At 48.1% G+C, this 12,845-nt stretch carries 11 protein-coding genes; 6 read left to right on the top strand and 5 right to left on the bottom strand.

Going from position 1 to position 12,845, the window contains the following annotated elements; genetic code table 11:
- Nucleotides 1-54 precede the first annotated feature (54 nt).
- The 6 genes from arcC to HMPREF0868_RS08805 all read left to right on the top strand — a co-directional run bounded on the left by arcC (nucleotide 55) and on the right by HMPREF0868_RS08805 (nucleotide 7,159).
- Nucleotides 55-987 (top strand): carbamate kinase, encoded by a 933-nt coding sequence (arcC, locus tag HMPREF0868_RS06430; protein ID WP_012993920.1) that lies wholly within the window; start codon nucleotides 55-57, stop codon nucleotides 985-987.
- A gap of 108 nt (nucleotides 988-1,095) precedes the next feature.
- Entirely contained in the window at nucleotides 1,096-2,466 is a 1,371-nt protein-coding gene (locus HMPREF0868_RS06425; protein ID WP_012993919.1) for an alanine/glycine:cation symporter family protein, read from the top strand.
- A 305-nt stretch (nucleotides 2,467-2,771) separates the two neighbouring features.
- Nucleotides 2,772-3,941, top strand: coding sequence for a CD0519/CD1768 family membrane protein (locus HMPREF0868_RS06420; protein WP_081864317.1), 1,170 nt, complete (start codon nucleotides 2,772-2,774; stop codon nucleotides 3,939-3,941).
- Between the two features lie 114 nt (nucleotides 3,942-4,055).
- The gene (locus tag HMPREF0868_RS06415) at nucleotides 4,056-5,810 is read left to right on the top strand and encodes a M3 family oligoendopeptidase (RefSeq protein WP_012993917.1); all 1,755 of its coding nucleotides are present in this window, start codon (nucleotides 4,056-4,058) and stop codon (nucleotides 5,808-5,810) included.
- Nucleotides 5,795-6,994 (top strand): DUF2974 domain-containing protein, encoded by a 1,200-nt coding sequence (locus HMPREF0868_RS06410; protein ID WP_012993916.1) that lies wholly within the window; start codon nucleotides 5,795-5,797, stop codon nucleotides 6,992-6,994. The genes HMPREF0868_RS06415 and HMPREF0868_RS06410 overlap by 16 nt, the downstream gene beginning before the upstream one ends.
- 3 nt (nucleotides 6,995-6,997) lie before the next feature.
- Nucleotides 6,998-7,159, top strand: a complete 162-nt coding sequence (locus HMPREF0868_RS08805; protein ID WP_081470272.1) for an LPXTG cell wall anchor domain-containing protein — start codon at nucleotides 6,998-7,000, stop codon at nucleotides 7,157-7,159.
- A 105-nt stretch (nucleotides 7,160-7,264) separates the two neighbouring features.
- On the opposite strand, the gene sufB is transcribed toward HMPREF0868_RS08805, so the two are convergent.
- The 5 genes from sufB to sufC all read right to left on the bottom strand — a co-directional run bounded on the left by sufB (nucleotide 7,265) and on the right by sufC (nucleotide 12,630).
- Complete coding sequence (gene sufB / locus HMPREF0868_RS06405; protein ID WP_012993914.1) at nucleotides 7,265-8,716, bottom strand: Fe-S cluster assembly protein SufB; 1,452 nt, start codon at nucleotides 8,714-8,716, stop codon at nucleotides 7,265-7,267.
- A 69-nt stretch (nucleotides 8,717-8,785) separates the two neighbouring features.
- Complete coding sequence (gene sufU / locus HMPREF0868_RS06400) at nucleotides 8,786-9,292, bottom strand: Fe-S cluster assembly sulfur transfer protein SufU (protein WP_012993913.1); 507 nt, start codon at nucleotides 9,290-9,292, stop codon at nucleotides 8,786-8,788.
- Nucleotides 9,276-10,562: an aminotransferase class V-fold PLP-dependent enzyme gene (locus HMPREF0868_RS06395; RefSeq protein WP_012993912.1), complete on the bottom strand. Its 1,287-nt coding sequence runs from the start codon at nucleotides 10,560-10,562 to the stop codon at nucleotides 9,276-9,278. Before HMPREF0868_RS06395 ends, sufU begins: the two co-directional genes overlap by 17 nt.
- A complete protein-coding gene (locus HMPREF0868_RS08070; RefSeq protein ID WP_012993911.1) occupies nucleotides 10,562-11,716 on the bottom strand; it encodes a SufD family Fe-S cluster assembly protein in 1,155 nt (384 codons plus the stop codon). The genes HMPREF0868_RS06395 and HMPREF0868_RS08070 overlap by 1 nt, the downstream gene beginning before the upstream one ends.
- A gap of 14 nt (nucleotides 11,717-11,730) precedes the next feature.
- Nucleotides 11,731-12,630, bottom strand: a complete 900-nt coding sequence (sufC, locus tag HMPREF0868_RS06385; RefSeq protein WP_012993910.1) for a Fe-S cluster assembly ATPase SufC — start codon at nucleotides 12,628-12,630, stop codon at nucleotides 11,731-11,733.
- Between the last annotated feature and the right edge of the window lie 215 nt (nucleotides 12,631-12,845).

The following is a 12,845-nucleotide window of genomic DNA, read 5'->3' as shown; positions in this document are numbered from 1 at the left end:
TAGTAAAAGGCCGCGGGTCGGTTCCGGCGGCCTTTTCTTTTCAGGAGGAATGAAATGGGAAAGATTGTTGCCGCCCTAGGCGGAAATGCTCTGGGGCATACCCCGGAAGCTCAGTTGGAGGCGGTTGCCAAAGCAGCTGTGGCCATTGTTAATTTGGCTGAATCAGGCAATGAGCTTATTTTGGCACACGGTAATGGACCGCAGGTAGGAATGATCAAGTTGGCCATGGACAGTGGGTGTAAGCATGAAGATAAAGTGCCTTATGTGGCTCTGAAAGAATGCGGTGCCATGAGTCAAGGCTATATCGGCTATCACCTGCAACAGGCTATTCAAAACGAATACCGACGTTTGGGCAAAACTAAAGCAGTTGCAACTGTAATTACACAGGTTGAAGTTGATCCGGATGATAAGGCTTTTGCAAATCCAAGCAAGCCGGTCGGCAATTTTTACACTAAAGAAGAAGCGGAAAAAATGGCCGCGGCAAACGGGTTGACCTTTGTCGAGGACGCGGGGCGCGGTTATCGTCAGGTAGTGCCTTCCCCGTTACCGAAAAAAATTGTTGAACTCGATACCGTGCGCACTATGGTTGAAAATAATATCATGGTTATCGCTGTCGGCGGCGGCGGAATACCGGTTGTCGCTACTCCGAACGGGTATCAAGGCGTAGATGCGGTTATCGACAAAGACAACTCTTCGGCTAAGCTGGCGGATGAATTGGACGCTGATCAACTGATTATCTTGACCGCCGTAGAAAAAGTGGCGATCAACTTCAACACTCCGGCGCAAAAAGATTTGGACAGCTTGTCAATTGCCGAGGCCGAAAAATATATCGCCGAAGGGCAATTCGCCAAGGGCAGCATGTTGCCTAAAGTACAGGCTTGTTTGGCGTTTGTCAAAGCCAAGCCGGGACGTTCGGCCATTATTACTGGCTTATTTAATGCCCGGGAAGCTCTGGAGGGAAAAACAGGAACCCTGATTCACAGCTGATTCACAAAAAGATAAAACTTTGTTAAAATATATCTGCATAAGACTGCCGGACTTGTGCAGGTACCACATTACCGGCAGCCTTTTAAATAAGGTAACTAGGAGGGTTTTATGGATTTTATTATGAATATCGTCAAAACGGTATCCGATTGGTTGTGGAGCTACCCTTTGCTGATTTTGATCGTCGGCGGCGGTTTGTTTGTTGCTTTCAGACTGGGGTTGGTACAGATTAGATACTTTGGCTACATGATGAGCCAGACATTCGGCAAGATTTTTGTCAAAAAGCATGAAGGCGAAGGTACTGTAACCCCGTTCCAAGCGGCTTGCACTGCTTTGGCCTCATCAATCGGTGCAGCCAACATTGTTGTTGTCCCGTCGATTATCTTTACTGCTGGACCCGGGGCCGTCTTCTGGATGTGGCTTGCAGCTTTCATCGGTATGAGCACGAAGTATACAGAAATCGTTCTCGGCATGAAGTATCGTGAGAAGAACGTTGACGGCGAATACATCGGCGGTCCCGCTTACTATTTGAAAAAAGGTTTGGGCGGCCCAATCGGCAAAGTACTGGGTTTCTGTGTATCCTTCTTCTTTATGATTGAGATTCTGCCGTCAATTACCGTGCAGACTTTGTCCGCGGTCAATCCGTTGCGTGAACTTGGCTTCCCGACTTGGCTGGCTGTCGGTCTAATTTTCGTCGTTGTCGCCTTGGTCGTTTACGGTGGTGTTAAACGTATCGGGCAGGTAACCGAGCTTATGGTACCGATTATGGCGGTTATCTACGTTATTTTTGCTTTGATTGTCATTGTCCTGCACGCGTCCGCAATCCCCGGCGCGATCAGAGATATCTTTGTCGGTGCCTTCAATCCTAAAGCAATTGCCGGTGGAGCGGTTGGCGTGACATTTATGGCTGCAGTTAAAAGTGGTATCGCCCGCGGTGTGTACTCCAATGAAGCCGGTATGGGTTCTGCGCCTTACGGCCATGCCGCTGCCGTGGTTGATCATCCTTGTCGCCAAGGTTTCTGGGGTGTGTTTGAGGTCACCGGTGATACAGTTATCGTTTGCACCATGTCGGCTTTGGTAGTGTTGACGACCGGGGTATGGAAGAATCCTGATGTTAAGTCAAGCGTTGCCGTTTATTCCGCTTTTACACAAGTTTTCGGCACTTTGGGCGGCGTGATTATTGCGATAAGCTTGTTCCTGTTCGTTCTTTCAACTATCATCGTCATTGTCTTCTATGCTGAAAAACAGGGTGAATATCTTTTCGGTACCAAAATTGGTAAGGTCGTCCGGCTGATTGCCAGCTTGATGATTCTTGCGGCCTTGGTTATTACTTTTGAAAAAGCAGGCTCCATCCTTGACTTGAGCTTGGCTTTGGTTATCATCCCGAATATGATCGGTGTTGTATATTTGAGTGGCGAAGTTCGTAAGCTGACCAAGGAATTTTTCAGCAATCCTAAGTTCTACGAGAGATTGCGCAAGTAAGTATAGATTTGACTGACCGGAGGGACGAGGTATTTTTTGCCTTGTCCCCCTTTTTTTGCCAAAAAGTTATAAACTATATGCATGAAACTATATGTACGAAATTGCGGGGGATGATGAAAGTGGATAATGAACGGAAACTAAAGGTCGAGGCAGCTGAATTGGCCGGGCAAGCTGTTTCAGCCGAGGCGGCTGAATTGGCCGGGCAAGCTGTGCAAGGCAAGATAGACGACACGACTGCACCGGCCAAACAAGACAAAAGCCTGGCGAGCGATGGAGCTGCAGTTAGGGCCGCAACAGCTGAAAATGTGACTATTACACCGCCGCCAGTCAAGACGGAACGGCTGCTGAAAAAAGATATTACGCCAGAAAATTTTATCTTTTTAGCCTGCTTCATCGCGGTTTTCGGGGCGATAGCGGCAAAAATGGGCGGGGTCAACATGCTGAAAACTATGATGAACACGGCCTTTGATCTATTGATGAACGTCTGCTTTTATATAATGGCGATTGCCGTCCTAGCCGGAGCACTGTCTGGACTGTTCTCCGAATTCGGAATTATTGCGATGGTTAACCGAATCGTATCAAAGATTATGAGCCCCATATATGATTTGCCGGGGGCGGCCTCTCTCGGGATGTTGAACTGCTTTTTATCCGATAACCCTGCAATATTAACGTTAGCCGCAGATGACAACTTCCTGACATATTTCAAAAAATACCAATTACCGGCATTGACCAATCTCGGCACGGCTTTCGGTATGGGCTTGATTACAGTGACAACAATGATGGGCATGGATGTGAAAAAAGCTCTGCCGGCCTCGATGATCGGCTTGGTGGGAGCGATTGTTGGCAGTGTTGTTTCAGTCCGGATTATGCTTGTTTTTACTCGTAAAATATACGGCACGGAAGCCAAATGTGAATTACACGGCGGCGAGAAAATACCTGATAACATGCGGCAGGTACGGCCGGGGGGTGTCGGCTCAAGATTCATCCAAGCGATGCTGGAAGGTGGCAAAGTAGGAGTGGAAATGGGGCTTTGCATTGTCCCGGGTGTAGTGATTATTTGCACCTTGGTAACCATGCTGACCAACGGAGCGGGGCCGAACGGAATTTACACCGGAGAGGCGAATCAAGGCATCCCCGTTTTGCCGTGGCTCGGCGAAAAAATATCTTTTATTATAAAACCATTATTCGGATTTACCGCACCGGAGGCAATTGCCGTTCCGATAACCGCCCTGGGCTCAACTGGAGCCGCAATCGGGGTCGTGGCCAAGTTGGTTCAACGTGGGGCTATTACCGCCAACGACATAGCGGTGTTTTCGGCCATTTGCATGTGCTGGAGCGGATACATTTCGACGCACATTGCCATGTGTGATGCTCTAAATTGCAAAGAACTTACCGGCAAGGCGATTTTCAGCCATACGATAGGCGGACTTACTGCCGGCGTGGCGGCTCATCTAATCGCGATGGTGTTGCTGTAACATTGCAAGTCTTGACAGACACGAATATGTCGTTAAAAATATTAAAAAGAAGTGCGTATATCGGCGGTAATGCTTGACAGAAGTACGTATGACGAAAAATAAGGAGACAAAATAATGAATGAAAAATGGTCACTGGACGCGCTGTATACCGGCTTGGATTCAGCTAAATTTAAGGCGGATTGGCAGGAACTGCGTGAGCTGATTGCCGCCAACCGAAATCTTTCTGATCCTGCTACAACCGTAGCTGCGATTAAGGCGCGTTTGCAAGTTTTTTCCCGTTTATCCGTACTTGCTAATTCGCTGGAAGGATATCTGTACTTGCGCACGTCGGCCGATACCTCAGATATCGAGGCAGAAAATTTGCTTGAACAGATTCAGACGGCTTGCAATGAATTAAAGCCGGCTGAAGTCGCCTTTTGCCGGAGCATTGCGGCTTTCACGCCTTGGGAGGACTTGATTACCGATCCTGATTTGGCGGATTTAAAGTATTATTTGGAACGCAAACGGGCCGAGAGCAAATATTTGCTCAGCAGTGAAGAAGAAGAACTGGCGGCCGGTTTGAACATGGCCGGCGGCAATGCGTGGAGTGCCTTATTCGATCAGCTTACGGCTAATTTACAGATGGATTTTCAAGGGAAAAAATGCACTTTGGCTGACATTCGCAACTATGCTTATGACAGCGAAGCGTCTGTGCGCGAGGCTGCATACCGGGCGGAGCTGGCCTCATATAAAGAAATCGCTGTTCCGGTTTCTTTCGCCCTGAATTCCATAAAAAAACAGGCCAAATTTATGAGTCGGCGGCGCGGTTTTGCCAGCCCATTGGATGAAGCGGTGTTCGATTCGTTTATGAGCCGGGAAACCCTTGATGCTTTGCTGGGGGCGATCCGCGAACGTCTGCCTTTATTTCGGCGCTATCTCAAAGCCAAGGCGAAATACCTCGGCCATTCGGGGGCCTTACCATGGTGGGATTTGTTCGCGCCGCTGGGTCGGACAAACCACACTTACACTTTGGATGAAGCAAAAGACCTGCTGGTCAAGGCTTTTAATAAACTTCATCCTCCCATCGCCGAATTGATGCGCCGGGCTTTTGATGAAGCTTGGATCGATTTCTGGCCGCGGCCGGGAAAAGTGGGCGGTGCTTTTTGCTCTAATCTCCCGCAAATAAAGCAAAGTCGAATTTTGACCAACTTCAATGGCAGCTTTGATGCGGTCGACACTTTGGCGCATGAACTCGGCCATGCTTATCACGGCTATCGTATTCAAAATCATCTGCCGCTTAATTGGGACTATTCGATGCCGGTAGCGGAAACGGCCTCAACTTTTAATGAGACACATTTGACGTTGATGTCCTTGGCCGACACTGATGATCGGGAAGAAAAACTGGCAATCTTGGAAGGTGTTTTATGCAACACTTGCCAAACCGTTGTCGATATTTATTCGCGGTTCCTATTCGAAGAAGCGGTTTTTGATACCTGTGATCGAGGGCGGCTTACGGTGGAAGAGTGTTGCGAAACAATGCATAAGGCGCAGTTGGAAGCTTATGGCGAAGCAATTATTCCGGAAACCCTCCATCCGTATATGTGGGCGTGCAAGGGACATTATTATTCTTCATATATGGGCTATTACAACTTTCCTTATGCCTTCGGAGCTTTGCTGGCCATCGGTTTGTACAGCCGTTATCAGGCGGAGGGAGCTCCATTCATGCCTAAATACGACCAATTCTTGACCATGACCACAGTCGCTTCGGCGGAAGATACGGCTCGTTCGGTGGGAATTGATTTGACGAATCAGGAATTTTGGCTGAGCGGTTTGGATACATTCGGAACGTTCGTCGAGCAGTTTGAGAAATTAGTATGGGAAATATATTAGACTATATAAAAAAAGCAAACAAAACGTTGGCGGAACAACCGCTCAATGCGGTGGACAGCCTGATTTTGGCATGGCTGTCTTATTGGCAACTGCCGGAACAAATTAAGCTCAATGGTGAAAAGGTAGGGCTGAGTGCTGTCATAGCTTCTGGCAAGGCCACGCTCGGCCTGTTTGCCAAGGAAAAATACACTGGCAACCCGTTCTGTAGTCTGGCCCAACAATCCTATGCGGCAGATTTCTTGCGGGCTTTGGCCAAATCACGCCGCTTCAGTAAAATTATCGTTTCTGATTATATAGAAGAACTTAATCCGGCCGCTGAAAAACAATTTGCCGCTTTTGCTTTCCGCTTGAGTCCTAATTTGCTATATGTTGGTTTTCGTGGTACCGACGCAAGTTTTGTCGGGTGGAAAGAAGATTTTAACATGACTTATATGTCACCAATCCCGGCTCAAGAACGGGCGAGGGAATTTCTTGCCGGGGTAGCGGCTGAAACGAATGGCGAGCTTCTGGTAGGCGGGCATTCGAAAGGTGGCAATCTAGCTGTTTACGCGGCGGCTACAGTCGCCCCTGCTGTGCAACAACGGATAAAGCGTGTCTACAGTCATGATGGCCCTGGATTCTTGCCGGAGTTTTGCCAGTCGCCGGGCTTTGTTGCCATCGAAAACAAGATTGAAAAGATTCTCCCCCAAACTTCGATCATTGGTATGTTACTTAACTCGGGTGAGCAATATAGAGTAGTAAAAAGCGATGGTTTCGGAATTATGCAGCACGATCCCTTTACCTGGCAGGTTAGCGATGGAGATTTTATCTGGCTGGAAGACATTTCGAAAGAGGCCAAGTTTGTTGATGATACACTTACCGGCTGGCTGCAAACGATATCCGTCGCCGACCGTGAACGCTTCATTGATTGCCTATATGCGTTGTTGATCAACAACACTGAAGCCGACTCAGTAGAAGAATTTAAAGCAGACTGGAAAACAAATATTCCGGCGGTTCTGCAGGCCACCGTTCATTTGGATGAACTGACGAAAAAATTTCTGTTAAATACGGTAAAGGCTTTGGCGGTGCTGGGTGTGAAAAATTTGCCACTTTATTTTTCTACCCCGGCTCGTTTGGAGGAACGGATTAATCGCCTCAAAGAGCATTGGCAAAAGCATATTGGTAATTTTTGGGCCAAGCTGTGAGGCATTAAATATATTCCAAAACCCAAGAAACAGGTTCACGCATTGCCTAAGACTGGCGAATCCATCTCTTTCGGCTGGTTATTTTTTGCTTTAGGAATTTTGCTCACAGGATTTGCAGTAGTTTGTAAGAAGAAAATAATGGAATGTGGCAGAAGTATTGATTGAGTAGAATTAAATGCAGACTATCTACTTAATAAAAATTAAACCTGTTAATGATAGATAACTCCATCGTTAACAGGTTTGTTTCCTTTCAAGTCGCGGTGAAAAGCCTCAACCGACGCTGTTCGACATGTCAAGTTTTAGCAACTGATTTAATTCGACCGCATATTCCATCGGCAACTCTCGGGTGAAAGGTTCAATAAATCCGGAAATTATCATTTCGGTAGCGGCTTCCTCTGTCAGACCTCGACTCATCAAGTAAAAGATCTGTTCTTCATTAACTTTGGAAACGGTTCCCTCATGCTCAATTTCCGAAACGCCTTCCCGAATACGGTAGGTAGGAATGGTGTCGGATTCAGATTCTTTGTCCAAAATAAGTGTGTCACATTCAATGTAGGACTTGGCCCCGTGCGCTGCCGGCGTGTGTTCTACCGTACCGCGATAGATGGCATTGCCCCCGTTTCGCGAGAGTGACTTGGAAATAATTTGTGAGCTGGTATTAGGTGCGGTATGAATCATCCGTGCCCCGATGTCCTGGATTTGACCCCGGTCAGCCATGGAAACAGAAATCATGCTACCGTGCGCCCCTTCACCCCGCAAATAGCAGGATGGGTAAAGCATAGTTACGCCGGCTCCAATATTGCCATCGACCCATTCCATGTGGCCGCCAGCCTCACAGGAAGAGCGTTTGGTAACCAGATTATAAACATTGTTAGACCAATTTTGCACAGTTGAATAACGACATTTGGCGTTTTTGCCAACAAAAATTTCGACAATGGCTGCGTGCAAGGAGCTGGTGGTGTAGGTTGGGGCGGTGCAGCCTTCGATGTAATGCAGATCGGCATCATCATCGACAATGATCAATGTGCGTTCAAACTGCCCTAAACGTTCGGAATTGATGCGAAAATAAGATTGCACCGGTTGAGGACATTTCACACCTTTCGGTACATAGATGAAAGAACCGCCTGACCAAACAGCTGTATTGAGGGCAGCAAATTTATTGTCAGCAGCCGGCACCAGTTTACCGAAAAAACGTTCGAATAATTCTGGATACTTCTTTAGCCCGGTATCAGTGTCAAGGAAAACGACTCCCAGTTCTTGCAGTTTTTGCTGGGCCTTGTGATAAACGACCTCAGACTCATATTGGGTGGTGACTCCGGCCAAATATTGTTTTTCCGCTTCCGGAATGCCGAGCTTGTCGAAAGTTTCTTTGATCTTTTCCGGCACCTGATCCCAAGTGCTTTCGGCTTTCGGGGTGGCGCGATTATAATAGGTGATGTCATCCAAATCTAAACCACTGAGATCCGGCCCGAAGGTAGGATAGGGGGTTTTTAAAAAGGTGTGGTAAGCTTTTACCCGAATATCGGTCATCCAGGCCGGCTCCTTTTTTAGACGGGAAATTTCTCGCACTTTAGCCTCGTCCAAACCCTTGCTGAATTTTAGCACGGATATGTCGCCGTCATAAATTTTATGTTCAAAATCGCTGCGTACGATTGATTCGGCCTGAATCTTGTCCTCCGCGGCGAGATTGCTGTTTTGATTAGGTATATTTTTATTTTCCATAAGCAAATGTTCCTCAGTAAATGTTCCTCAGTAAATATTCCTCGGTAAATATTTCTCAGTAAATGTTCGTCAGTGCATATTTTTCAGCGAATCTTCAGTCAGCGTGCAGGATACCGTGCGCGGCTCGGCGGCCGAGGGTAGGCCGGCCTCAATTTCATCAATTCCTTGCTGACAAGCCAGCCAACTTAAAGTGGCACATTTTACCCGCTGCGGTAGGTGCGAAACCCCTTGCAGGCTGATAGCATCCCCAAGATCCGCTTCATTATACGGTTCTGATTCCACCATGTTGCGAAAATTCTTAATCAAAGACTGCGCTTCACTTAACGTATGCCCTTTGATAAGTTCGCTCATCATTGAGGCACTAGAACAGCAAATCGAACACCCAGCACCACTTTGCCGCACATCCGTGATTTTGCCGTCCGAAACGGCCAGCTGCACGGTTAAATCATCACCGCAACTTGGATTTTTCAAATGCACGGTGTGATATTTTTTATCATTAATAAGTCCTTTGTTACGCGGATTACGATAGTGATCCATGATTATTTGACGCAATAAAGTTTCATCCGAAGAGAACATCGAGAAAATCACCGGCTTCCGTAGTTATTTCTAAAAAACGATCTATTTCTTCAAATGTGTTGTAAAAACCGAGGCTCACGCGCAATGTGGCTTGTTGGTGTAAAGCGCGCATCATCGGCTGCGAGCAGTGTTGCCCGGCGCGGACGGAAATACCGGCGCGGTCGTAAATCCCGGCGACGTCGTGTGGATGGATGCCGGAAACATTGAAACTGGCAATACCGCCAGCTAAATTATGCGGATTGTACAGACTGATCGATGGCTTCGCCTGCAGTCCTTTGAACAGATAATCGGTCAAAGCGGCTACCCTGGCTTGCATCAAAGGATAGCCGGTCGCCTGAACGAAGTCGATGGCCTTGCCCAGCCCGATGACCTCGGCAATCGGCATGGTGCCGGCTTCAAAACGGTGCGGCGGCGCAGCAAAAGTTGTCGTATAGACGTCAACGACATCTATCATTTCACCGCCGTATTCAATTGGCTCCATCTGCTCAAGCAAATCATATTTGCCGTAAAGAACTCCTATTCCAGTCGGCCCGAAAAGCTTATGCCCACTGAAGGCATAAAAATCAACACCGGTGCGTTGTACATCTATTTGTTCGTGTACAATCCCTTGAGCACCATCGGCAATGAAGTAAGCTCCATGCGCATGGGCAATGGCCGCTAAAGCCGTTAGATCGTTGCAGGCTCCCATAACATTGCTGATATGGAATACGGCTACGATTTTGGTGCGATCGCTGATGGCGGCCGCCAAAGTATCCGGCGTGACACAGCCGTTTGCATCGAGCGGCAAGACGGTAAATTTGGCCCCGACTTTGCGAGCCAATTGTTGCCAGGGAATGTAATTGGCATGGTGTTCGCCAGACGAGACGATGATTTCATCGCCAGCTGAAACGACAGTTTCGGCAAAAGAACGACAGACCAAATTCAACGAGGCGGTTGTGCCGCGGGTAAAAATGATTTCTTCACTGCGTGCGGCGTGCAAAAAATTAGCCGTTTTATGCCGTGTTTCTTCAAAAGTCTTGGTTGCTCGGTAACTTATTTCGTCCACGCCTCGAGCGATATTTACTCCATAGGTTTGATAGTATTCAGTCATCGCATCGATAACGCATTGTGGTTTTAAAGCGGTGGCCGCGCTGTTGAGATAGATGAGGGGTTTGCCTTTTACTGAGGTCCGGAGCATCGGGAAAGCCTCGCGCAGGGTACGGCTACCGGCGGCGGAGCAATCTACGCGCAGTGGACAGGCACTGCCGGTGAGTGCAACATCAAAAGACATTAATTATCACCTCGCTTTTCATTTACGGTGGAATCTAAGTCAGATTTCAGAGTGTCACGTAAAGCGGTTTGGGGAATAAGGTCCAAAACCGGAATCAGGAAACCGACAGTAACCAAACGTATGGCTTGGCTGCGAGAAAGACCGCGACTGCAAAGATAATAGGTGCTTTCTTCGTCCAGCTGACCGACGGTTGCCAAATGTGACGCGGCAACGTCGTATTCATCAATAAGCAAACTCGGGTCGGCAAAGGCTTTGGCCTCCGGACTTAAAGTGATAAAGCGGTTTTCTTGTCGGGCAATTGTTCCGGAGGCTCCTTTGGCGATATCGCAAACGGCTGCCATGCGTCCGGTTGCTTTGCCTTCTACTACACCGCGATTAAATATATGAGCGGTGGTGTGTGGTCTGGCACAGATGATTTTGGTTAAATATGACTGTTCATGGCCGCTCAGAATAAACGCAGCTGCATTTATATTCGCCTTGGCATAGGGCTCGGCCAGCTCGGTGCGGCCGAATTCCTGCAAGCTGCCGGTAAAATCGACGGCTGTCCAAGTGAAGGCAGCGTTGGTGGCTACGCGTGCGTTGTAGAGGCAAATGCCGGCGGTATGCGGTGTTGCGGTATGGGCTGCGTGAACATATACGATATTCAGTTCAGCGTCACGTTCAACTGAAATATCAATGAAAGTGGCGGCTTTGCCGGTCGCGGCTGCGGCTGCGGTTCTTGTGTCGGGTGACAGTGTTGCCACGGCTGCGGGCGAACATGAGTCGGCTTCGACGATAACAATTTGCCGTTTTGTATTTGTAGGAACATTAAATGAAAAATACCGTGATTCATCGTTGCTGGCCGGCAAGCGCAAAATCAGCAGATCGTTTTTTACCTGGGTCCAATCTGGACATAAACTGGTTTGTGGCCGGGCCAAATCTTGTAAAAACAGAGTTTGCGGACGTTTTGACTCCGGTTGGAATAGCACATCGGCAAAAGCATCATAGGCTTTGGCGGACAAAGAATGGTTCTTTAGCAAAGCCACACCGATCATTTGCCCGGCATCAGCCAGTTGTTCAGGGACAGCCGGTTGCCCGGCGGCGGTGAAATCGACTACGGTGCCTTGCATGGCAGCCAAATCCGATTCACTCAAAGCGCAAGGAAATTTCAACATGTGATCACCCCCCATTACTTGAACAGGGCGTCTAAATCGTTCGCTACGCCAGCAGCTGAGGCAGAGGAGGCAGTAGAGGCAGAGGAACCGCCGCCAACGTCGGTTGCGACCTGACCTGCGCCGGAGGCATCTTGCGCTTCGTCTGCGTTGATTTCGATACCTAATTCCTGCTTCAACCAGTCATAGCCTTCTGCTTCAAGCCGCAAAGCCAGAGCGGCGTCTCCTGTGTGGACAATTTTTCCATCAATTATTACATGAACAAAATCCGGGTGTACGTAGTCCAGCAAACGCTGATAGTGCGTGATCATTAAAACAGCCATTTCTTCGCCACGCTTTTTGAACATATCCGTTATGTTTTGCCCGACTATTCTCAATGCATCGATATCAAGCCCGGAATCTATTTCGTCCAAAATTGCTATCGACGGCCGCAAAAGTTTCATTTGTAAAATCTCGTTGCGCTTTTTTTCACCCCCGGAAAAGCCTTCATTAAGGTAACGATCCGGCAGATCCTTGCGCATTTCCAATTCATTCAAGGCTGTTATCAGCTCTTTGCGGAAATCCATAAAGCCAACCGTGCAGTTACGTTTGGCGTTTACTGCCGACCGCAAAAAATCGGTATTGGTGACGCCAGGGACTTCAGCAGGATACTGCATCCCTAAAAAAATGCCGGCGCGTGCTCGTTCGTCTACGCTCATTGAAAGTAAATCGGCTCCGTCCAGAGTAACCGTACCGGCTGTGATCGTGTAACGTGGGTGCCCCATTAAAGCTGAGGCCAAAGTCGATTTGCCGGTGCCGTTCGGCCCCATGATGGCGTGAATTTCGCCCCCTTCAATATGTAAATTGATGCCGTGCAAAATTTCTTTGCCTTCGACTTCAACCTTAAGATTTTTGATGTCTAAAACAGGTTTTGCCATATTGCCTCCGTTCTCGTGCTGTGCACTTTATGTGTAACCGCCGTTTCTACAGATTTCTCCCTCTAACACTTGGACGGCGGAATGATATTTTCATTGATTGCTGTAAAATTCAGGTACGCCGGAATTGGCTTGCCCCGTACTGCCGGTGCGCTGATCCTGCAACACCCGGATAAGTGGCAGACAAAGAATAGCATTATGAATGAGACAGCAAATCA

The organism is Mageeibacillus indolicus UPII9-5, assembly GCF_000025225.2.
In the GTDB taxonomy this organism is placed as follows: domain Bacteria; phylum Bacillota; class Clostridia; order Saccharofermentanales; family Fastidiosipilaceae; genus Mageeibacillus; species Mageeibacillus indolicus.
The sequence above is the reverse complement of the archived record's forward strand: the minus strand, read 5'-3'. Positions and strand labels throughout refer to the sequence as shown.